Consider the following 20866-nt stretch of genomic DNA (forward strand, 5'->3'; position numbering starts at 1 on the left):
TGAGCTCTTTTTATGATTTATCTCGATCTTTCTCTCTTTGTGTCTTAGAAAACAGGCCGATCACAGGGCGTTTCCCTCGATATACGACTCCTGTCATCTCCGCAAACAGATGGAGTAAGAAAAGAATGACAAAGGTAATAATCAAGGAGATTCCAAACGATGTCAGCGAGAACAACAACGCAAGCAGGCCGAAAACCGCACTGAAAGCATAGATGATCAAGACCGTAGCTCTATGACTGAATCCCGCTTCCAAAATTTGATAATGGATGTGTTTATTGTCCGGCATCATAATTTTCTGCTTATTGATCAGTCTTCTCACAATCGAGAACAATGTATCAAAAACAGGAATGGCTAACACAATGATTGGAATGACAAAACTGAATAAGGTCACATTTTTAAATAATCCGACCATCGAAATGACGGCCATGGAATAACCAAGAAACAATGAACCCGTATCGCCCATATAAATGGAGGCAGGGTGAAAGTTGTGGAATAAGAAACCGATATTGCTTCCGATTAAAACAACGCACAAATATACAATGGCCACTTGAGGCTCAATCGCCAGTGCCATCACGGCAATACTAATCAATGAGATGGTGGAAACACCTGCAGCGAGCCCGTCCAATCCATCAATCAGATTAATAGCGTTGGTAATTCCAATAATCCAAAGGAACGTAAAAATGATACTGATCGGATCACTGAAGGACACCATTCCGATGAACGGAATACTCAGCACATCAATCTTCAAACCAGAAAAGATAAGAACACCAGCTGCCGAAACTTGACCCAATAGTTTGAATAAAGGCCGGATCTGATAGCGGTCATCAAGAAGACCCGTCAGAACGATAATGAATGCACCTATGCAAATAGGGACCAGATAAGGAAGGTCCGGGCGAATATAAAGCATACCAGCCGCAGCTCCTCCAAAGATGGCAAGACCGCCCATCCGCGGAGTAATTTCCTTATGGATTTTCCTCATTTCAGGGTAATCCATCATCTTCCATTTCACCGCAAGTTTCATAACTGGAAAAACAAGAATGAAACTCACAGCCATTGATAATACGATTGCAATGATTATGTCTATATAGATATTCATATTAATCCTCACTTACATCTTAAGTTTCCTCTAGGCGGTTAAAATTATAACATAGATAGGTGGAGGTTAAGAGTTCTCTTATGTACATGTGCACACAAAAAACACCGCTCACCTTGTCCAATGTGGCGATGCTTTTCTTCTATTGCTGAAGTTGTTCAATCAAATGATCGATAACATCCCTTGAAGTAAGCAGTTCGGCGTCTTCCGTCTTTTGAATAATGTTCTGTAAAACATCCTTTAAATTATCCATGCTCCCCACCTTTTCTATAAGTTTCTATATACCTTCTATTTACTTAAATGTTCGTCACTAAACGACTTTTTCTGGCTGTACATCTATGTATCTCTTATTCTATTAGACGTTTCAGCATCAAAAAAGTTTCAAAATATGATTATTTCCGGGGAAATATGTTAAATAATTGAATCTCCCTCTTATATTATACTATTTTTCTACAAAATAAAATAAAAATTGTCAGAATATAATATGATTCATCCCTAACACCCGTGTGGGTAGCCGTACAGGAAGCGATTCCACACAAAAAAGAACCTGACGGCGAGGGGGCAGGCGCTCGTCAGGTTGCGTTTATCCTTATTCATTTGTCATCCATGTCTTGTGTAGAACTTTAAGTCTGTAGCTGTGTTTGCTGAAACGATGAATGTGCTTTTGCAGGATCCTCTTTCCTTCCAGATGAAAAGTAAAGAAAATCACTGCGGGATGATCCAGAGAGTCATAGAAAAAGATGGGATTGAGACTTCTTTTGATATCCCCGAAGTCCCATTCTCCTAGCAAATCCAAGGCTCGCACATAGGCGTCATCTATGATTGCTTCTTCAATCACTGATGTTTTATGGGTGCTGTATTCATTGAGATGATGATCGCATACAGCCGCCTGCAAGTAAGAAAGCGGTGAAGCATCTCCTATGATTCCATCCGTCCATTCCGATCCTGCGATTTCTTCCCCCTGATTTTCTACATATATATGTCCTTCTTTCCTCAGCACGTTCCATCCGGATTTTAGACATAGCTGGGAATAGTAAGATACGACGGCATTCAAATTCAGCCGTTCATCAGACGGAGCGTGCAAAGGTGGAAGAGGAATGGAATAAATGTTCCTTCGAGCTGCTTCTCTTGTGAACATGACCTTATTTCTCACCTTCCTCCTCCTCCTCTCTTATCCATCCAACGGGTGGTTCTTTTATAAGAATGAAATCGCACTCTGCGCTACTCACTTCAAACCTTTTCCTCATCATCTTCTGCACGGGCATACTTATGAGTCAATAATTCTTCCAATGAAACGTCAAGAGTTTTCGCAAGCTTCCCCATCACGATAAGCGAAGGGTTGGCTTGGACGCCGCGCTCAATATTGCTGATGTAGGATTTCGAAACCCCGGACTTTTTTGCAAACTCATTAACTGATAAATTTTTCCCCATTCTTAGTACGCGTATCTTCTCTCCGATAGGGGTCATTTCTTTACCTCGCTTTCTTGGCCAATAATTGATTTCCCATACCACTTTGTTCTCTATTAAGAATATTATAATGCTTTTATTCATTAAAAGAAACAGTTATATTTACTTACCTTTATATTTTCTAATGAAAACTCTGTTACTCCAACCTCATCTTTTCTTTAATAAGAACGTTCAAACAATGGGTTTAAGTAATAAGAAACCTTCCTATTGGAGCTTGCTGTCCTTCCTTGGCAGCAAACGGACATAAAAAAAAAGACGAATGGTGATCCGTCTTTTTATTCCTCATAAACTCTGTATTTATTTCTAAACTCTTTCGGCCCGATGCCTTCGATACTTTTAAACACTCGAGTAAAATAGCTCTGACTGTTATATCCGAGCAACGTACTGATATCCATAAGGGAATGATGAGTGATACATAATAATTCCTTCGCTTCTTTTATCCGTTGTTGATTTATGAACTGAGTAATAGAAATCCCTTTTTCTTTTGTAAAGACTCCCGATAGATAATTCGGATTAACATTAAGAGCTTCAGCGATTCCTTTCAAGGTCAAATCTTTGGTTAAGTTTTGGAAAATGTATTTCTGCGTTCTTTCCACCAATGGAGAATACATCCTTCGTTCACCAATCTTCTGTATCCGCTCTAAAAATGATTTAAGGATGTTCATTTCTAAGGCTTTCAAATCTTCTTCCGTTCCTTGAGCTTCTAAAAAATTGATATAAAAATCACTTAACGATTCAACTTCATCCTGCTGGGCACCTTTTTCCATACATACATGCCCTAATTCAGAAATCCAACGAATCATTTGATTTTTATGATGGCGAAGGTCTTTTCCGTTTAACGTTTTCTCTCGGAGCTTTTCGTACTCTTCGATGGCTTCATTTTGACCATTTTTAAATAATTCGATGAATTTTTGTTTGGTTGCTATTGTCTCAGGATAAGAAGATAGCGTTTGGGTGAAGGATTGATACTGCTTATGAATTTTCTCCTGTTCCATACTCCCCGTCACCTTTTTTTTCTGCTTCGGTAATAGTTGGTTCATCAACCGTTTAAGCGCGCTTACCTGCGATTGGTTCAGCATCGGGAGTTGAGCAAGATACTCGACAAATGGTTCCTCCAACCCAGCATCCAAATCATTCATAATAAGGTTCATTCTTACATGTTTGTGGCTTACTTCCTGTTGGACAAAAGGACCAATTCCGATCACCAGGTCCTTTCCGTTTTCATCTACATAAGGGTATAAGAAAAGATGTTGATAATAATGATCTGTGTACACTTGCATGGTAAAGGGATGCTTTCTACACTCGTTGATATAGGTTTTATGTATACTTCTGAGAGCTTTGGGCGGCTTTTGAAAATCTTCAGGATAATGGTAAATCATCTTATTTCGTTCATTAAACATTAACACAGGGATGTTCATAGTGATTGAACAATCTTTCAACAAGTTCATTAACTCATATTTTTTCATAAGGACCTCTCTTCCTGCCCCTTCTTTATGCTTAGTACTTCTCTATCATGGCAAAAAAAGAACACCCTTTCAAGTAAAGGATGTCAGACCGTTTTGGCTGATTTTGATTGACGTTTTAAAAAGTTTTTAACCTCATCTTTACTTAACCCCATGGCTTTCGCTTCTTTCAATAAAAACACCCATTCTTCATCCAACTTCCGTTCTCTAGGCAGCGTTTCCATCCGGTCAACCTCCCCTAATGGTCAAATCGATGAGCAGAGCTTGATGAATGGTCTTCACCAGTATCATCAATACTCGTATCACTTTGTCCTTGTTATATGTATTATTATAATGGATAAATCTTGAACTCAATTGAACTATTATCACTTAAATTTCACATTTTTCAGATAGTTTTTGATAAGCCGAATAAAGATGTTGTATTTTTTTGACGAATAAAGTATGGGAAATAAATACCCAGGCATGATTGAATTCACACCTGGGTGTTTTCATGAGTACATGTTATTCCATTTTTCAGTGAGAAGACGGAAGGCGTCTTCATCATGTTGATCGATCGCCTTGTCGATGAGGCGTCGAAGGTTATCTTTTTCTAATTCACGGATGATTTCCTTCACTTCTTTAGATGATTGCTGACTAATTTCGATCCCCTCTTCATAATACGGCGACACAATCGAATGAAGGTGCGAGATAAACTCAGACAATTGCAATAGATCGGAGACAGAAACATAAACCATTTTCTTGCCTCGTTGAAAAACGAATATATCGAAAACGTTATGCACCCGTTGACGATTGCGGTCGATTATAATTTCTCTTGATTCCATCGGGATGAACTGATACAACTCGTTATCGATGAGCAGCGAAAAGTACTGGTAGGCTAGAACGACTCGAATGAAGCGTTTGTCTTCTTTAACATAGTATGGCTTAAGCATTTTTATGTTCAACATGGGCCCACCCCTTTTTCATTAAATCTGAATTTTCAGTATTTTATTCTATTATCGCGTATTTGTCAACAAAATGAAAGCGATTAATCTGGATTGGGCTTTGGGTTTCGGCGTTTTTGAAAGGTATTATTGGTGGAGCGATTGTGTCTGAATGGGTAACGAACCAGCTGAGCGCAATAGAGACTTCATTCAAATCCATAATAAAAAACCTCCATCCCGCGGGATGGAGGTTCAACAATTTAGATAAGCGCATGCAAACGTTCGTTGACGGTTGCTTTTACAGCGGCCAGCAGCTCTTCACTTTCTTTTCTTGTGCCGGATTTCACACCGTAATAAAACTTGATTTTCGGTTCTGTACCTGACGGGCGCAGGCAGAACCAGCAGTCGTCCTCAAGGATGAACTTAACGACATTGGACGTCGGAAGATCGATTTCCTCTTCGGTTCCGTCCTGGACATGTTTACGGATGGTGGTCGCATAATCTTCGATGGCAACGACTTTCTTCCCACCCGCTTCTCTAATTTCTGCGTTACGGAAGTCGTCCATAATCGCCTTGATTTGCTCTGTCCCTGATTTCCCTTCAAGTTTCATCGATTGTAGGTCCTCAAGGAAGTAGCCGTGTTTTTCATACAACTCATCCAGAGCATCCAGTAACGTTTTCCCTTGATTCTTCCAATGCGCCCCGACTTCTGCTGCAAGGACAGCGGCCTGGACAGCATCCTTGTCACGGGCAAAGTCTTTAACCAGATACCCGTAGCTTTCCTCATAGCCGAACATGAACGTGTGCTCTCCACTTTGTTCATATTCACGAATTTTTTCCCCAATGAACTTGAAGCCTGTCAGCGTGTCGAGGGAACGGATCCCGTAGGAGTTAGCAATAACCCGTCCGAATTCAGAGGTTACGATCGTCTTGATCAGCAGCCCGTTCTGCGGTAATTGTTCGGATTGACCTAGAATGTAATCCAGAAGAAGGGCACCCGTCTGGTTCCCTGTAAGAACGACATATTCGCCTTTTTCATTCGGAACAGCAACACCTAGCCGATCGGCATCAGGGTCTGTCGCCATCAACAAGTCAGCCCCAATGGCTTTTCCTTGATCAATGGCCATCTCAAAAGCCTGATGCTCCTCAGGGTTCGGAGAGGCTACAGTAGAAAATTCAGGATCCGGCTTCGCTTGTTCCTCAACGATGTGAATGGACGTGAATCCACTCTGCTGCAGGCCTTTTTCAACAAGATCACGAGCCGTACCGTGCAGTGGCGTGAACACGAGGGATAGATCCTTTTGGATATCCGGCTGGACCGTAACTCCTTTCAATGCTTCAAGATAAGCCTCATCGACTTCATCATCAACCCAGCGAAGCAGTCCCTGTTCTTCCAGTTCTTGTTGATCAGCCGCTTCGACCTTCAATTCGTTTTCCACTTTGTTTACAAAATCGATCATGATTTCCGCCTGCTCAGGAGGAAGTTGACCGCCGTCCTCGTTGTAGGCTTTGAAACCATTATATTCCGGAGGATTGTGACTCGCCGTCACGACAACACCTGCTGCTGCGTTCAAGTGGCGGACAGCAAAGGATAATTCCGGCGTCGGTCTTAAGGACGTGAATACATAAGAAGGAATGCCGTGGTGGCCAAGGACACGTGCGGTCTCTACTGCGAACTCCTTGGACATATAACGGGAGTCATAAGCGATCGCTACGCCCCTGTTGGACAAGCCCTGGTCGTTGACATAGGTGGCCAGGCCTTCGGCCGCTTTTCTCACTGTGTAGATGTTCATGCGGTTTGTTCCTGGTCCGAGCTTTCCGCGCATTCCACCTGTCCCGAATTCCAGGTTCTTGTAGAAAGCATCTTCCAAAGATTGTTCATCTGATGTTAGTTCTTCCAGCTTTGATGCAAGGTCAGCATCAAGTTCGGTAAATTCTTTCCAACGGTTGTAATCATTTTTCCACATGCACAACACTCCTTCGTGATTATTTTTCTTTAGCGATTTAGGGAAGCCATTTTTTATGAGTGGAAGTCTATCATTGCATTCCAACTCGTTCTTCTCTAGTTCTTTTCATTCGCCATTATTTGTTTGAAATCCTGTTTTTTCGGCGCATTTAGATAGAAATCTTTTACTTTTCTTACCTTTTTACACCGAAAACTAATAAACTATGTAACTTCATCTAATATTGTAACATTTAAGTAGGATGTTTCTATTATGGAAATATCTGTATGACCTGGTACACCTTTTATTCCCAATAAATGAATTCCACTCTTAATACTGTTCTCATGCGGAATGTACAATGGGAATATTTGTATGACCTGGTCATCCTATCATTCCCAAAAAAAGAAGGCCGCTGTGGAAGCTAGCGGCCTTCTTTCTTTTGTTCCTTATAATGAGTTAATCTGAGGGAAAAAATTTTAGCAGATCTTTTCTTATCTCTATACATATATCTATATCCATCGTCTCTTTCTTCTCTTTATGGAGGCGGTAGACGGTTGCTCTTCCTTCTCTTATAAATTCATCTTCGCGTCCATATATTCCCCATTCTTTCATAAGTCTCCTTACGTATTCATCATAGACTTCAAAAGTCTTAGGTAATAGTAATACTTCTTGAATCCTCGCCTGTGTTAAAACGTTCATTTATAGTTTCACCTCCTCATCTGTCCCATTTAGTTATAATGTACCTTCCATTATTAGTCAATATATCCTATATTTTTCACTTAATACCATTTGCAATTTTTTACAATAAATGATTTAGATAAAATGATTTTCCACTTAAAAATAATATTAAAACGCCCTTTTCTTTGTGAAAACACCTTACAAATTTACTTTTTCCAAGTTTGTTAATTTATTGTAAAAGTTCATCTACTAACTTAAGAAGCACGACTAAATCTATCTATTCAGACGGTGAGTCCATTCAGGTAGGAGGAATAACTAAAATACACACTCCCATTTTCTGGTGTACCAGGTCATACAATATATGGAAGGTGAAATCGTCGGATAATTCGGTCTTGTGCTTCAATTTCCTTTCCGTTACAATGTCCTTTATACAAAGAATAATGTTTATTTCAAGTAGACAAGGAGTGTGAACGATGAATAAAGCCATTACCGTAGGACTACTAGGACTTGGAACGGTCGGAAGTGGAGTGATTGAGATCCTCCGCGATCATAAAGAACGCATTGAACATAAGACAGGGTGTGATGTCACGATTAAGTCTGTGCTTGTCAGTGACATGTCTAAGCCCCGCGAGGTTCCGGCTGAAACCCAGTTGACGGATCAGTACCAGGATATTACGAGAGATCCGGAGATTGATGTCATCGTAGAGGTGATGGGTGGGATCGATCACACGCTTACTATATTATTAGAAGCCATTGAACACGGAAAACACATCGTCACGGCGAACAAGGATCTTGTCGCCCAGCATGGTGAGCAGCTTTTCGAAGCCTGTCAGAAGCACAATTGCGACTTGTACTACGAAGCGAGTGTGGCCGGCGGTATTCCGATTATCCGCTCGATCATGGACGGCCTGTCCTCCGATCGTATTACAAAAATGATGGGAATCGTCAACGGCACGACAAACTATATTATGACGAAAATGGCCCAGGACGGGGTGGACTTTGACAGTGTCTTGAAGGAAGCACAGGATCTTGGTTTCGCAGAAGCTGATCCGACGGCTGACGTTGATGGACTTGATGCGGCTCGGAAAATGACAATTCTATCAATCTTAGGTTTCTCTATGCCTTATAGTTTAGAAGATGTAGATATCAAAGGGATCCGCGGCATTTCTTCAGATGATATTACCTATGCAGAAGAACTTGGGTATCGCATCAAGCTGATTGGGATTGCCGAGAATGACCAAAACGGCGTTTCTGTGAGTGTCGAGCCGACATTGCTTCCGATTCAACATCCGCTTTCTTCTGTGAATGATGAATTCAATGCCGTTTATGTGTACGGGGATGCCGTAGGTGAAACGATGTTCTATGGACCGGGTGCCGGGAAACTTCCGACAGCCACTGCTGTGGTAGCGGACTTGATCGCCGTATTGAAAAACATCCGCCTCGGGACAACAGGTACAGCCTATGTGCAGCCACAGTTCCCTAAGCAGGTGAAAGCGAAGAAAGATCAGCTGACGAAGAAGTATATCCGTCTTCATGTTGATGACAAGGCAGGCATGTTGAACGACCTGACGAACATTTTCGCCCAATACGACCTCTCTTTCGATCAATTCACCCAGCGTTCGACTGATCAGGAAGGCGAACGTGAATTGATGATGGTCACTCATCAAGTGAGCGAGGAAGATTTTGAAAAAGCGATTCAGGATATTGAATCGCTCGATTCTGTAAGAAATATCGACAGCATATTCCGTGTAGAAGGAGGAAACTGACATGTGGCGTGGATTGATTCATGAATATGGAGAGTTTTTACCCGTTTCCGAAAAAACACCAAAACTGACGTTGCATGAGGGGAATACTCCTCTCCTTCCGATTCCATCCATCTCCCAGGACCTTGGAATCGAGGGGTATGTCAAAATTGAAGGAGCGAACCCGACAGGCTCTTTCAAAGACCGCGGCATGGTGATGGCGATGGCAAAAGCGATTGAAGAAGGTTCAGAGGCTGTGATTTGTGCTTCAACAGGGAATACTTCCGCTTCAGCAGCTGCGTTTGCGGCACGAGCCGGCCTTCGCTGCATCGTCGTCATCCCTGATGGAAAAATCGCAGAAGGAAAACTGGCGCAGGCGGTTATGTACGGCGCGGAAATTTTTGCAATCAAAGGGAACTTCGATGACGCTCTTCGTATGGTAAGGAAAATGGCGGAGAATGAGCCGGTCACTCTCGTAAACTCTGTGAACCCCTACCGTATCGAAGGACAGAAGACGGCTGCCTTTGAAGTTTGTGATGCGCTTGGCACTGCACCGGATATCTTAAGTATCCCTGTCGGTAATGCCGGAAACATTACGGCGTACTGGAAAGGGTTCAAAGAATATAACGAGCGACATGGTTCCGGACTGCCCCAGATGATGGGCTTTGAGGCGAGCGGTTCTGCCGCGATCGTCCGCAATCAGATTATCGAAGATCCGGAAACATTGGCGACAGCGATCAGAATCGGGAACCCGGCAAGCTGGGATAAAGCGTTAAGCGTGCGTGCCGAATCGAATGGCCTGATTGATGAAGTGACAGATGAAGAAATCGTTGAAGCTTATCAGTATCTCGCGCAAAAAGAAGGCGTTTTCGCTGAGCCTGCCTCCTGTGCTTCCATCGCAGGTATGATTAAAAAAGTGAAAGACGGTACGATTCCACAAGGTTCTAAAATCGTTCATGTGTTAACAGGGAACGGATTGAAGGATCCGACGACAGCCATGGACCAGAGCCCAGTCAAACCGACACGCATCGAAAATGATTACAACATCTTCGCTTCTGCTGTGACAGGTGTTCAATCATGAGCCGGTTTCAAATCCGAGTGCCTGCGACATCCGCGAACCTCGGCCCGGGATTTGATTCCGTCGGTATTGCGCTATCGAAATATGTGACGCTTGACTGCCAGCCGGCCGATGAATGGTTTTTTTCCGTTCCTGAAGAAGACCAGCCTTATATCCCTTCGGGTAAAAACAACCTGATTTATAAGACGGCGTTATTCACAGCCGAAGCCATGGGGCATGAAGAGCTTCCGCCCACCCATGTGGAATTAACAAATGACGTCCCGATCGCCCGAGGGCTTGGCAGTTCATCAACCGCAGTAGTGGGAGGGATTGAACTGGCTGATCACCTCCTGGACCTCGGTTTAAGTCGTTATGAAAAATTTAAAATTGCCTGCGAAATTGAGGGGCATCCTGACAATGTAGGACCGGCGATTTTCGGCGGTATTATGGTTTCTAATTATGACGGGGAGCATTTGGATTATGTCCATTTTACAGAAGGAATGGATGATTTGACCTGGCTCGCCATCATTCCCGACTATCATTTGGAAACGGAAAAAGCACGTGGGTTGCTGCCTGTGGAAATGGAATACAAACAGGCGGTCAACAATAGCGGGAGCGCCAATGTACTCGTCGCTGCCTTAGCTACAAAAAATTGGGCACTTGCCGGAAAAATGATGCAGAGCGACCGTTGGCATCAGCCTTACCGACAGATTCTCATTCCAGGCTTCTCTTCGTTTAAAGAGATTCTGGAAAAAGAACATTCGCTCGGCCACTACATCAGTGGGGCAGGACCGACCACTGTGGCCCTTTTTGATGAATGGAATAAAGGTAAACGAGAACGACTTGAATTGGATCTGGAAGATTATAAGGTCGAACCGCTTCAAGTGAACCTGAGTGGTGCGGAAACATTGGTTTTGACGCCTGAAAAATGACAAAGAGAACCAGTACATGGAGTGCTGGTTCTCTTTTTGTTTTGGTGTGTCTTGGTCAGCGTTTGGCGCGACTCGGACTCTCTTTGGCGCGCTACTATAAAATATGGAGTCCAGGATTAACGTTTCCTCGTGCTTTTTCTAATATAAAAGAGAAGAATGAGTAAAACTCCCGCCAAACCTCCGACACTGTCTAAGACGACATCTCCGGCATAGGGCGTGCGGTTTGGAGTGAGCGACTGGTGATATTCATCCAAACAAGCATAAAGGACGGTGATCATGTAAGATACGATCAATTTGCCTTTTAAGCCCCACTCTGTGTTGTGATGAAAAGCGAGGAATGTCGTGATCATGAGGAAGAAAAAAACGGTCAGGTGGGCAGCTTTCCGAATGAGAAACTCCAGCATGCCGTCAACCCCACGGCTTTCTATATTGATCGTCTCCCCGTAGTAAGTAAATTCGATGAGGGATAACACTGGTTTTATAAAATCTAAATTCATATAAAGATTCACCGTTGGACGCAGGTCCTGTTGTTCATAGGGCTGGGAAGAAAAGAAGAAAATTAAACCCATTACACCCAGGGGTAATAAACCATAAATAACTTTTTTACACAAAATCAGTCACACTTTCCTATTATCTTTTCATTTGCATATTTAATAGTTTACAACAACTGTAAATGATTTTAAAAGATTTAAAGAATTAATAACTCACACTATTATTAAGGGGAAAATTTGTATACAATATTATTAGAAAATCAAAAGGGGGATTCGAAATGGCGAAGAAGAGTAAACAATACGACTATGACCTCAGCGAAGTAAAACGTCTAATCGGCGAGACAGATAAAAACTACCGAGAAATTGCTGCAGAGACAGGATGCCCGTATGCGAGCGTCGTGTATCACGGTCGTAAGATTCGCGGACGTGTCAATCGTATGCGTCAGGAAGAAATGATGGAAGAACAACCACAATCGTTTTTATCGATTAAAGAGGATCAACATACATCAGAGGAAGCGACGATGTTGTCTGGCGGGACGACGTTGAGCATTTCCAGAAATGACGTGCAAATCCAGGATGCAGAGCAAGAGGCGGTTAAGATGATTAAAGCTGCACGCGCGCTTGGGTTGAGCAAAATAAATATAACCATTAATAAATAAGCGCACAGTCTCGGGGTCCCCTCCGAGGCTTTTTATATGGTCTTACCAAGTTCCTTCAGTTTCTTCCTTGCGTGCCTCCCCCAGTTTTTCACAGCATCCTGAGTTACTCCTTCCAGACGAGCAATCTGTGAAATGGACCGGTCCCTAATAATATAGTGATAGACCCATTTCCACTGATTCGGTGTGAGCGCCTCTTTTACCTGGTTCCATAGGAGTTCGTCTGTAATTTCGTCCTCCCATTGATCGCGTCCCTCCTGTACCATCTGCTCGGCGATCCCCTCCTCCTGCTCATAGGTTCTCGAATCTTTACGGATTTTATCAATCAACGCATTGCGGACTTTCCAGTGCATGTATGACTTCAAGGTTCCCGCCTCAGGGTCATATGTACGGTAGGCATTCCACAGAGCGAAAAGACCTTCGGCATAGAAATCGCCGTTTCGATCTCTAATATTCAGCTTATGAATATGAAAATGAATCAACTCTTCACTTTCTGCTACTAATTTTTCAAACATATCATCGATAACCATAAGACACCCTCCCTAAATAATCCTTCATACTATAATCGATAGAAAAAGGGATTTTGGTGTCATGTTTTTGCAAATTTTTCAATTTTATGTAGAAGAAAATTGAATTTTTCTTTCCATTCGTTGGGAAATACAGGATAATAGATGCATAGAAAGGAGTGTGTTATGAAAGATCATATTCTTGATTTCCCCGCTTATCAACGCCTTATCCATTCCTGCCTCCTTCGTTGGAAGCTCCCGGAGCCTTATGAAGACTGCCTGCAGGAAAGCTACCTCATTTACGTACGTTGTGTAGAAAAGTATGACTCCGAACGCAGCAAGTTTTCCACGTTTTTCATTCAAACCTTGTACAGACACTTCCAAACGATGAACAGGAAAAACCATCAAAACAGGAAAGCCATTCAACTTTTCTCCATCCATCAAAAACCACATGAAAAAGACCCGCTGCACGAACCCCTTCTCCTTCTTGACATTTATCACTACTCTTCTCTCACCTATATGGAACGAGTCATTTTCGAAAAAAGTTATACCGGCTACACTGTAAATCAAATGAAGTTATTGATAGGAAAGAGCCCTTCTACAATTCTAAGAGCTCGAAGACAGATCAGGAGGAAAGTAGTCGACTGTTTACCCACGTAGGAAATAGGGAAAATATTATTATCCCAATAAAAACGGAGGAATCCTCTTTGGAACAAACGTCCCGGTCCTTGTTCCCTCTTGCGAATATTTGGCTCGATGATGCACCAACCACGTTCACTCATGCATTTCTCGAGCGTCTCGCTTACGAATGGATGGTGGAAATCGTCAATCCTTTCCCGCTGCCATTGTTAGAAGATCGAGAACTCGTACTCGACATCTCCATTGAACAAACCGACGGCACCTTGTTTGCCCACCTCCCCATTCAGTCCTACACCATCGAAGCCGGCAATGAATTCAACGTTTATCGGTTTCACATGTATCCACCGGAGTAATCATGATTTTCCTTCAAGTTCCTTCGAATGTTATAATGTAGGGGACGTTTTATGGAAAGGAAGAGACGATGCTCTATCTCGGATTTGCCGGATTTTTTCTCATTTATTTAATTCTGGGCTGGTTCACGAATGTCGTTGAAATGTCGACCTTCAGCGCCATCTTCAGTGTCGCGTTTCTATGCCTGAACCTTTATATGTTCTGGAAGGACAAAAAGAAGGAAAAAAGCTCATAAAAAAGTCCGCCTAATTTGTATGGGCGGACCTTTTATTTTTTCAATTCATTTTTCTTGTTAGCTTCAATATCCTCTTGGTTATCTTCTGATTTTTCTTTGTCTTCAGAACCCCTTTCCTTTTCTTTGGAAGGCTCCCCGCTTTTTTTATCTGTAATCTCTTCCTCTTCAGAACCTTCCTCGCTTTTTTCTTCTTGTGTTTCTTCTATCTCTTTCTCTTCTTCTTCTATTTCTTCTACTACCTTTTCTTCTTCCTCGTCCGTTTCATTTTCAGCAGGAGTATTCTCTACTTCTTCACTTTCTTCTACTTCCTTCTCTATTACTTCCTCACTATCGCTATCCCCTGTCTTTTCCTCAACGCTATTCTCGTCTTTTTCGCCTTCGTTAACTAACTCTTTTTCTCCATCAACGTTTTCTGAAGCATCCAACTTCTCTTCCTTTATTTCACCTATCATCTCGTTCTTATCTATTGATTGTATTTCAAATGATGCTGTGTCTGAGTAGGAAAATTTTGAATAGGTATCTGTACTTATCTTTCCTATGAAAATGAATGCTAGGGAAATAGTCAGAACCACACTTAATACTCTCTTCATAAGAACACCCTTCTTTAGTAAAAAAGAGGACAGGGCCCCTGTCCTCTTTTTTGATATGATTATTTCACGAAACCATCTGGTACTTTAATATTTATTCCCTGGCTACCGAATACAGGCGTTAATTCGCTTGTTGAATTAACTTGGACTTGTTTCTTTTCATCCATATAATTATACGAGGCCACATACGTCTTTCCATCATAGTTGATTTCAACTTTAGCCTCATCATTAAATTTAACGTTTACACCGTTAATTGTTCCGGTTGCCTTGGACCATATGGTAGTAGTGAGTTCTTTTTCAATCACTTGGTTGGCATCTACTTCAATATTTACTTTCGCTGTTTTTCCAGCGAACTTGTTACTTGTCTTACGATCCGTATCCTCAGGCCAGTACCACTCTACCGCATAGGTTTGAACACTATCCGTCGTCGTGAATGTCAATCCATCAGAAGCATCTTCATCAATAACATGATAGGTATCTCCTGTTGTGTTCACGAGTTTAAATTGTACAGGGGAGTTTCCACCTGCTAAAGCTCCTTTTACATCAGCTTTAACATCGAGCATTACTGGCACATCTGAACCTCTCGTATCGATGCCGAACTGATACATCCCGCCTTTTCCTGGAGCAAGTTTATCAATATTAAATTGTGAGGATCCATCTTTACCAAGTTCCCCCCAATTATTCTCTACACTAAAGTTCGCAGCTTGCACCGCATTATCTTTGGAGGAGAAAGTTTCCCCAAACTGAGCGGCTGTTCCAAACCCTACTGCTGCCAACATAGAGCCACCAATTACCGTTCCAAGAGCAATTTTCCTCATTTTCTTCATCTCGTCTAACCTCCGCATATTGTTTTTAAGCTGTTTTCTTATCCTTTTCATCTTCTTTTCTAAAAAGGTTCATAAGTTCAAAAAGACCAAGCAATAAAAGGGGGACAATAATGAGCGATACAAACCCAGTTGTACTGCTAGCGAAACCAGCCATATACCCAAGGTAAGGAATAGTTAACAGGTGTGTGGATAATACTTCGGACTCATTTAATTCGAAGTTATCTGCCGTTTCATTGGCGTCACCTTTCGTTTTATAGACTTCTCCTTCAGCACTTGTATGTATGTTGGTCACCCTGTGCGTGATCACTTCACTGTCATGGACAAAAGTTATGATATCTCCCTCTTTAACTCCCTTCACTTTACTACTTCCCAGGATGATGTCACCTGGGGAAATCGTAGGCTGCATGCTGCCACTTATGACCGTGTATACTTGAATACCAAATAATTCTGGAGGATTCAGAGGATTTGTCTTCGCTTGATAAAACAAATAAGCAGATATCATTAAAATGATACATACGACTACTATCCCCGTGGATTTCATGACCTGGTACAATAGTTTTATTTTTTTCACCTCCCGTTTCGTTTTCTTTAAAGAACGATTGTATTTTATAATATATTAATTGTAAATATCTGTATTTCTTTATATTTCTCAAAACAACTTTATATTGAATGCAACGTTCAATATAAAGAACGATTCTTTATTATTTACTCTTTTTTTCGGCATATATTAAAGTTTGACAAAACAAGAAAATTGTTAACTCTATGCGGCAATTCAATTTACAATATTTGCAAGACCTGGTACAACAATATTTGGAAATGGTGCAGGAGTTTGGACGCTTTTGTCGAATAAAGGAGAGGTGTGATTATTGAAGGAGAAAGGATTGATGTTATGCGTAAGCGTCGATGGTTTCCGAAGGCCTGGTACCATATAACGGCTAGAGGAAACCGAAAAGTAGATATTTTTTATGATGAGAAAGACAGGTACAAGTATTTAACACTGTTGCAGGAAGCACAGCTTTCCCACCCATTCCACCTCCACTCTTTTTGCCTCATGTCCAACCACGTACACCTTCTTATCGAAACCATTGAACTCCCACCAGGCACTTTCATGAAAGATCTTCACTCTAAATATGCCATGTATTTTAACAAAAAATATGGCTATGCCGGTCATCTCTTTGAAGGACCCTATAAAGCGAAGCTCGAGGATGATGTGAATGCCGTGCTCCAGGTCAGTCGCTATATTCACTTGAACCCTTGCCGGGCACTCATCACCTTTCAGCCTGAAGATTACAAATGGAGCAGTTACGCTCATTACTTATCCCCCTCACCTTATTACTCCGAGTTCGTTTCCACCTCTACGATTCTTTCTTATTTCAAAGACGTGAAGCAGTATGAGTTTTTCGTTCAAATGGCAAATAAAGTAAGACCTGGTCACCCAAATAATGGGTGACCAGGTCTTACATAAAATCCCACACAGAACCTCTATCCTCTCACAATTTATGATAACTTAAGTTTATAATGATTATTCGACATCATATCTTTTTCTAAGGAAGTGCATATGTATATGACTGAGAATATGTATTTAAGAAAGTTCTTGGTGGGCATGATTTTTTATTTCATTTTTCTCTTATTCACCCTTTTTTCGAGTTTCATCCTAGGATGGGAGATCGTAGAGTTGATGACTGCGGTTACTAACATCCATTTCCTTTTTGCATTTTTTGTTTACGCCCCGTTCTGGTCACTCATTAGTGAAGGGTTAAGTGATGCATTGTGGAAAAAAGGAAGAATTAAATCTAAGAACGTACGAAACGTTTCTCTACTCTTCCATCTCGTAGGAGGACCACTTTTTCTACTCTTTTTTCCGCTGCTTGAAAACAATCTGGAAGGTTTATTCACCAGGTTTTATCCGACCATACTTTTTCTATTTTCATCATCCATTCCGGCATTTTTTTACTGGTGCATAGAGGAAAGTTTGATGCGAAATAGAATGGATTCAAAAGCTTAAAAGTCCTGCTAAAAAAGACCTGGTCCCCAAATAATGGGGGACCAGGTCTTACATAAAATTCCAATTAAGGCTGAAGAAAGGTTTCTACTTCTTCGAGGGCTTGGGCGGCGTCGGGGCCGATGCAGGTGACTTCGATTTCGTCGCCTTCGTGCAGTCTTAAGTTGATCAGGCCGAGGAAGCTTTTCAGATTGGCTTCATGCACGCTTCCCTGGACCACTTTCTTCAGAATGATTTCTGCATCATAGCTTTGGATGATCTGGGAGAGTTCCATGATTGTTTGTGTTTCTTTCATGTGTACCTTCACATCTTTCGATACTTTTTCGCTCATTTCAATCTTCCTCCTTTTATATGAATAGGTTCAATAGTATAGGGATGGTGACGATACTGAATAACGTCGTCACTAAAGTAATGCTTGAAACAAGGTCCGGCTTCGAATTGAACTGGACGGCATAAATCGTTGTCGTTGCTGCTGAAGGCATGGCCGCGGAAACGATCAGCACAGCAGCCATCATGTCACTCATCGGCAGCACTAATGTCAGAACGAAGGCGATGAGTGGTGAACCAATCAGACGAAGGGTCGTGGCATAGGAAACTTTCGGCCATTCCAGGTTCCTCAATGGGATGCCGGCAAGCTGCATGCCGAGCACGACCATTACCATCGGAACCGTTGCGGCAGCCAGCAAGTCGATGCTGTTCATAAGATTCTCCGGGACGGGTACTCCGCCAAGATTCATGGGAAGTGCCACAAGTACCGCATACGTCGGTGGCATTTTCAAAACAGAAAGCAGGGCCATTTTCAATCCGGAGGTTCCTTTAGCCGCATAGTACACGCCAAAGAAGTTCATAATGATCGCCTGCAGAACCATGAAGGACACGGAGTAGACAAATCCTTCTTCACCGAAAGCAAACAGAATGATCGGTACGCCGTAGTTCCCGGAATTCATGAACGCCGTTGATAAAATCAACCCGCTCTCCATGCTCTGGTCGTAGTTTTTCACCTTACTGACAATTTTGTTGATTCCAAGAATGCTGAAAAGCAACAGGCCGGAGAAGACGAGCATCATCAAATATTCCCCGTTCAAATCCGCTTCGTAAAATGTCTGGAAAACTAAACAGGGAAGCATCACATACAGGGCGATCGTCGATACAGATTTCACATCTAGTTTAGCGATTTTTTGTATGGTAAAGCCGGCTCCGAAAATGAGAATAACCGGCAATACGACTTGGATAAATACACTCATAACACATTTACCGTTCGGCTGCGTCCCGCCATCTATTAGACGGCGTCCGCACCGCCTTTCCTTTTAAACTGAGGGGTGAACGCCTAAAACCGAAAAACCCCTTGCCTAAAAGCAAGGGATTCCGGGTGACGTACAAGGAGGGTCAGTCCTTTTTTCATCATTCAGCGAAGCTGATCAACCATAGAGATAACTCTGGAATAAATGTAATCATCAGTAACGAGAAGATCATCGCGAAAAAGTAAGGGATGATCGCACGGGACAACTGTTCGATGGAGAGCCCGGATATTCCGGATCCGACGAACAAGTTGACGCCGAGTGGCGGTGTAATGAATCCGATCGCCAGGTTCACGACCATGATGATTCCGAAGTGGATCGGATCGTAACCAAGGTTTACGGCAATCGGTAGCAGGATCGGTGTCAATATGATGATCGCTGCCAGTGTATCCATGAAACACCCGACGATAAGCAGAAGCAATGTGATCAATAGAATCAGAATGATCTCATTTTCTGATATGGACAACATGAAGTTGGCCACTTGCGTAGGGATCTGCTCGATCGTAAGTAGACGGCCGAAAGCTGTTGCGGAACCAACGATGATCAGGACGGTCGCCGTCGTCAAAGCTGAATCTGCGAAAATTTTCGGCATGTCTTTGATCCTGAGTTCACCGTACAGAAACAAGCCGGCGATCATACCGTACACGACAGCAATAACGGCTGCTTCTGTCGGTGTGAAAATTCCGCCGTAAATCCCACCTAAGATAATGACAGGAATGACAAGGGCCCATTTGGCTTCCCAGAGTGTTTTTCCGATGTTTGCGAGGGACGTTTTTTCTGCCAGACCTTTATACCCTTGTTGTCTTGAATAAATGTACGCCCAAGCAAGAAGTGCTCCACCGACGATAAATCCTGGGATAATTCCTGCGATGAACATGTCTCCGATGGAGGCTCCACCAACGACACCGTAGATGACCATTGGAATACTTGGAGGGATGATGACACCAATGGAACCCGCTGCAGCTACCGTAGCTGTCGCGAATTTCTTGTCATATCCTTGTCTCACCATGGCGGGAATCATAATGCCACCGATGGCTGCAACGGTTGCTGGTCCTGAACCGGAAATCGCTGCAAAGAACATACATGTGACGATGGTCGCCATCGCAAATCCACCCGTTTTGTTACCTACCAGAGCGTTTGCGAAGTTGAACAGTCTCTCGGATATGCCGCCTTTCCCCATGATTTCACCGGCTAGGATGAAAAAGGGAACGGCCATCAATGGGAATGAGTCGACAGATGTGACGAGTTCCTTCATTAAAAACTGCACCGGAATGGCGCCCGTATAGAAGATGGTCGCAAGTGTCGATAATCCGAGAGCGATTCCAATCGGTACACTAAGCAATAGGAAGAGGGCGAATGTCCCGAATAATACGATTGTTGTCATGATTCATCCTCTCCTTCCTGCTGCTGCATACGATCGCGTTCATCGTCGACGTCGAGTTCTTTTTTACCAATCAGCATTTTGATCTGAACGATCAAGTTTTGTACGAGACGGATCGCTGTCAAAGCAAATCCGACTGGTGTCGCCATGTAAACAAGCCCCATAGGTATATGTAAGGCCGGTGACTGCTGGCCGAACGATAATAATTGGGAAGCGATGCTGTATCCATTGACGACCACATACAAACTGAAAACTAAGAATAGTAGATTCGCAATGATGGCGAGCATCAATTTTGCTTTTCCTTTAAGTAACAGCAGCATGACATCCACTTTGATGTGGCGCTGCTTCTTCACTCCGTAACTGATTCCGATATACACTAACCAAATGAAGCAGTACCGTCCGAGTTCCTCTGACCAGGACAGTGAATTTCCCGACACACGCATCGCGACTTGCAGGAAAATGACACTGACCATGATGGTCGAGAAAATGACGAGCAATACTTCTTCAAATCTGCGGTCGATCGCTCGAATGATGTTCATTTTCTTCACCTCAACTGACCCTGAATGGAGAAGAATACGCTGCAGACCCGCTACAGCGT

General features: G+C 42.7%; 24 protein-coding genes. 7 read left to right on the forward strand and 17 right to left on the reverse strand.

From position 1 onward, the window contains the following. Positions 1–10: 10 nt before the first annotated feature. The 8 genes from J0K78_RS12470 to J0K78_RS12505 form a co-directional block, all read right to left on the reverse strand. On the reverse strand, positions 11–1096 hold the full coding sequence (locus J0K78_RS12470) for an MraY family glycosyltransferase (protein WP_160911081.1): 1086 nt from the start codon (positions 1094–1096) through the stop codon (positions 11–13). 586 nt (positions 1097–1682) lie between these two features. Then, a complete protein-coding gene (locus J0K78_RS12475) occupies positions 1683–2246 on the reverse strand; it encodes a hypothetical protein (RefSeq protein WP_206947382.1) in 564 nt (187 codons plus the stop codon). A 77-nt stretch (positions 2247–2323) separates the two neighbouring features. Beyond that, positions 2324–2560 (reverse strand): helix-turn-helix domain-containing protein, encoded by a 237-nt coding sequence (locus J0K78_RS12480; RefSeq protein WP_206947383.1) that lies wholly within the window; start codon positions 2558–2560, stop codon positions 2324–2326. Positions 2561–2835: 275 nt separating this feature from the next. Further along, the gene (locus J0K78_RS12485; protein WP_206947384.1) at positions 2836–4026 is read right to left on the reverse strand and encodes a helix-turn-helix domain-containing protein; all 1191 of its coding nucleotides are present in this window, start codon (positions 4024–4026) and stop codon (positions 2836–2838) included. Positions 4027–4109: 83 nt separating this feature from the next. Continuing rightward, positions 4110–4247, reverse strand: coding sequence for an anti-repressor SinI family protein (locus J0K78_RS12490; RefSeq protein WP_206947385.1), 138 nt, complete (start codon positions 4245–4247; stop codon positions 4110–4112). Positions 4248–4511: 264 nt separating this feature from the next. Beyond that, positions 4512–4967 (reverse strand): IDEAL domain-containing protein, encoded by a 456-nt coding sequence (locus J0K78_RS12495; RefSeq protein ID WP_206947386.1) that lies wholly within the window; start codon positions 4965–4967, stop codon positions 4512–4514. Positions 4968–5203: 236 nt separating this feature from the next. Continuing rightward, positions 5204–6910 carry a phospho-sugar mutase gene (locus J0K78_RS12500; protein WP_206947387.1) on the reverse strand — a complete coding sequence of 569 codons (1707 nt, stop codon included), beginning with the start codon at positions 6908–6910 and terminating at the stop codon, positions 5204–5206. Positions 6911–7342: 432 nt separating this feature from the next. After that, positions 7343–7585, reverse strand: a complete 243-nt coding sequence (locus J0K78_RS12505) for a hypothetical protein (RefSeq protein WP_206947388.1) — start codon at positions 7583–7585, stop codon at positions 7343–7345. A gap of 452 nt (positions 7586–8037) precedes the next feature. Between J0K78_RS12505 and J0K78_RS12510 the strand changes: the two genes are divergently transcribed. From J0K78_RS12510 to thrB, 3 genes are read left to right on the forward strand one after another with little or no spacing between them, the layout of a single operon-like run. Then, positions 8038–9330 (forward strand): homoserine dehydrogenase, encoded by a 1293-nt coding sequence (locus tag J0K78_RS12510; protein ID WP_206947389.1) that lies wholly within the window; start codon positions 8038–8040, stop codon positions 9328–9330. Position 9331: 1 nt separating this feature from the next. Beyond that, the gene (gene thrC / locus J0K78_RS12515; RefSeq protein WP_206947390.1) at positions 9332–10387 is read left to right on the forward strand and encodes a threonine synthase; all 1056 of its coding nucleotides are present in this window, start codon (positions 9332–9334) and stop codon (positions 10385–10387) included. Next, positions 10384–11295, forward strand: a complete 912-nt coding sequence (gene thrB / locus J0K78_RS12520) for a homoserine kinase (RefSeq protein WP_206947391.1) — start codon at positions 10384–10386, stop codon at positions 11293–11295. The genes thrC and thrB overlap by 4 nt, the downstream gene beginning before the upstream one ends. Before the next feature lie 116 nt (positions 11296–11411). Here the strand turns inward: thrB and J0K78_RS12525 are convergent, their stop codons facing one another. Beyond that, a complete protein-coding gene (locus J0K78_RS12525; RefSeq protein WP_206947392.1) occupies positions 11412–11864 on the reverse strand; it encodes a VanZ family protein in 453 nt (150 codons plus the stop codon). A gap of 200 nt (positions 11865–12064) precedes the next feature. Here J0K78_RS12525 and J0K78_RS12530 point away from each other — a divergent pair, with 200 nt between their 5' ends. Next, positions 12065–12445, forward strand: a complete 381-nt coding sequence (locus J0K78_RS12530) for a hypothetical protein (RefSeq protein WP_206947393.1) — start codon at positions 12065–12067, stop codon at positions 12443–12445. A gap of 32 nt (positions 12446–12477) precedes the next feature. Here the strand turns inward: J0K78_RS12530 and J0K78_RS12535 are convergent, their stop codons facing one another. Beyond that, on the reverse strand, positions 12478–12972 hold the full coding sequence (locus J0K78_RS12535; RefSeq protein WP_206947394.1) for a sigma-70 family RNA polymerase sigma factor: 495 nt from the start codon (positions 12970–12972) through the stop codon (positions 12478–12480). Between the two features lie 162 nt (positions 12973–13134). On the opposite strand from J0K78_RS12535, the gene J0K78_RS20310 reads away from it, so the two are divergent. Both J0K78_RS20310 and J0K78_RS12545 read left to right on the forward strand, forming a co-directional pair. Continuing rightward, positions 13135–13608, forward strand: a complete 474-nt coding sequence (locus J0K78_RS20310) for an RNA polymerase sigma factor (RefSeq protein ID WP_206947395.1) — start codon at positions 13135–13137, stop codon at positions 13606–13608. A 47-nt stretch (positions 13609–13655) separates the two neighbouring features. Further along, positions 13656–13940 carry a hypothetical protein gene (locus tag J0K78_RS12545; protein WP_206947396.1) on the forward strand — a complete coding sequence of 95 codons (285 nt, stop codon included), beginning with the start codon at positions 13656–13658 and terminating at the stop codon, positions 13938–13940. A 265-nt stretch (positions 13941–14205) separates the two neighbouring features. Here the strand turns inward: J0K78_RS12545 and J0K78_RS12550 are convergent, their stop codons facing one another. From J0K78_RS12550 to J0K78_RS12560, 3 genes are read right to left on the reverse strand one after another with little or no spacing between them, the layout of a single operon-like run. Beyond that, a complete protein-coding gene (locus J0K78_RS12550) occupies positions 14206–14763 on the reverse strand; it encodes a hypothetical protein (RefSeq protein ID WP_206947397.1) in 558 nt (185 codons plus the stop codon). Positions 14764–14822: 59 nt separating this feature from the next. Beyond that, positions 14823–15587 carry a hypothetical protein gene (locus tag J0K78_RS12555; RefSeq protein ID WP_206947398.1) on the reverse strand — a complete coding sequence of 255 codons (765 nt, stop codon included), beginning with the start codon at positions 15585–15587 and terminating at the stop codon, positions 14823–14825. Between the two features lie 25 nt (positions 15588–15612). Next, positions 15613–16158: a signal peptidase I gene (locus tag J0K78_RS12560; RefSeq protein WP_206947399.1), complete on the reverse strand. Its 546-nt coding sequence runs from the start codon at positions 16156–16158 to the stop codon at positions 15613–15615. Positions 16159–16476: 318 nt separating this feature from the next. On the opposite strand from J0K78_RS12560, the gene J0K78_RS12565 reads away from it, so the two are divergent. After that, entirely contained in the window at positions 16477–17037 is a 561-nt protein-coding gene (locus J0K78_RS12565; protein ID WP_206947400.1) for a transposase, read from the forward strand. A gap of 619 nt (positions 17038–17656) precedes the next feature. Here J0K78_RS12565 and J0K78_RS12570 read toward each other — a convergent pair. The 4 genes from J0K78_RS12570 to J0K78_RS12585 form a co-directional block, all read right to left on the reverse strand. Beyond that, on the reverse strand, positions 17657–17920 hold the full coding sequence (locus J0K78_RS12570; RefSeq protein WP_206947401.1) for an HPr family phosphocarrier protein: 264 nt from the start codon (positions 17918–17920) through the stop codon (positions 17657–17659). 16 nt (positions 17921–17936) lie between these two features. Beyond that, the gene (locus J0K78_RS12575; RefSeq protein WP_115823988.1) at positions 17937–18833 is read right to left on the reverse strand and encodes an AEC family transporter; all 897 of its coding nucleotides are present in this window, start codon (positions 18831–18833) and stop codon (positions 17937–17939) included. Positions 18834–18990: 157 nt separating this feature from the next. Further along, positions 18991–20271 carry a TRAP transporter large permease gene (locus J0K78_RS12580; protein ID WP_206947402.1) on the reverse strand — a complete coding sequence of 427 codons (1281 nt, stop codon included), beginning with the start codon at positions 20269–20271 and terminating at the stop codon, positions 18991–18993. Next, entirely contained in the window at positions 20268–20807 is a 540-nt protein-coding gene (locus J0K78_RS12585) for a TRAP transporter small permease (protein WP_160911046.1), read from the reverse strand. Before J0K78_RS12585 ends, J0K78_RS12580 begins: the two co-directional genes overlap by 4 nt. Between the last annotated feature and the right edge of the window lie 59 nt (positions 20808–20866).

The sequence above is a fragment of the Halobacillus sp. GSS1 genome (assembly GCF_017307035.1).
Classification (GTDB): Bacteria; Bacillota; Bacilli; order Bacillales; family Halobacillaceae; genus Halobacillus; species Halobacillus litoralis.

Coding starts and splice junctions, on each gene's coding strand:
- J0K78_RS12580 (WP_206947402.1), bottom strand. CDS start 20,271: ATGACAACAATCGTATTATTCGGGACATTCGCCCTCTTCCTATTGCTT.
- J0K78_RS12555 (WP_206947398.1), bottom strand. CDS start 15,587: ATGAAGAAAATGAGGAAAATTGCTCTTGGAACGGTAATTGGTGGCTCT.
- J0K78_RS12575 (WP_115823988.1), bottom strand. CDS start 18,833: ATGAGTGTATTTATCCAAGTCGTATTGCCGGTTATTCTCATTTTCGGA.
- J0K78_RS20310 (WP_206947395.1), top strand. CDS start 13,135: ATGAAAGATCATATTCTTGATTTCCCCGCTTATCAACGCCTTATCCAT.
- J0K78_RS12490 (WP_206947385.1), bottom strand. CDS start 4,247: ATGGAAACGCTGCCTAGAGAACGGAAGTTGGATGAAGAATGGGTGTTT.
- J0K78_RS12525 (WP_206947392.1), bottom strand. CDS start 11,864: ATGGGTTTAATTTTCTTCTTTTCTTCCCAGCCCTATGAACAACAGGAC.
- J0K78_RS12535 (WP_206947394.1), bottom strand. CDS start 12,972: ATGGTTATCGATGATATGTTTGAAAAATTAGTAGCAGAAAGTGAAGAG.
- J0K78_RS12485 (WP_206947384.1), bottom strand. CDS start 4,026: ATGAAAAAATATGAGTTAATGAACTTGTTGAAAGATTGTTCAATCACT.
- J0K78_RS12585 (WP_160911046.1), bottom strand. CDS start 20,807: ATGAACATCATTCGAGCGATCGACCGCAGATTTGAAGAAGTATTGCTC.
- thrB (WP_206947391.1), top strand. CDS start 10,384: ATGAGCCGGTTTCAAATCCGAGTGCCTGCGACATCCGCGAACCTCGGC.
- J0K78_RS12480 (WP_206947383.1), bottom strand. CDS start 2,560: ATGACCCCTATCGGAGAGAAGATACGCGTACTAAGAATGGGGAAAAAT.
- J0K78_RS12530 (WP_206947393.1), top strand. CDS start 12,065: ATGGCGAAGAAGAGTAAACAATACGACTATGACCTCAGCGAAGTAAAA.
- thrC (WP_206947390.1), top strand. CDS start 9,332: ATGTGGCGTGGATTGATTCATGAATATGGAGAGTTTTTACCCGTTTCC.
- J0K78_RS12570 (WP_206947401.1), bottom strand. CDS start 17,920: ATGAGCGAAAAAGTATCGAAAGATGTGAAGGTACACATGAAAGAAACA.
- J0K78_RS12500 (WP_206947387.1), bottom strand. CDS start 6,910: ATGTGGAAAAATGATTACAACCGTTGGAAAGAATTTACCGAACTTGAT.
- J0K78_RS12495 (WP_206947386.1), bottom strand. CDS start 4,967: ATGTTGAACATAAAAATGCTTAAGCCATACTATGTTAAAGAAGACAAA.
- J0K78_RS12550 (WP_206947397.1), bottom strand. CDS start 14,763: ATGAAGAGAGTATTAAGTGTGGTTCTGACTATTTCCCTAGCATTCATT.
- J0K78_RS12510 (WP_206947389.1), top strand. CDS start 8,038: ATGAATAAAGCCATTACCGTAGGACTACTAGGACTTGGAACGGTCGGA.
- J0K78_RS12505 (WP_206947388.1), bottom strand. CDS start 7,585: ATGAACGTTTTAACACAGGCGAGGATTCAAGAAGTATTACTATTACCT.
- J0K78_RS12565 (WP_206947400.1), top strand. CDS start 16,477: ATGCGTAAGCGTCGATGGTTTCCGAAGGCCTGGTACCATATAACGGCT.
- J0K78_RS12470 (WP_160911081.1), bottom strand. CDS start 1,096: ATGAATATCTATATAGACATAATCATTGCAATCGTATTATCAATGGCT.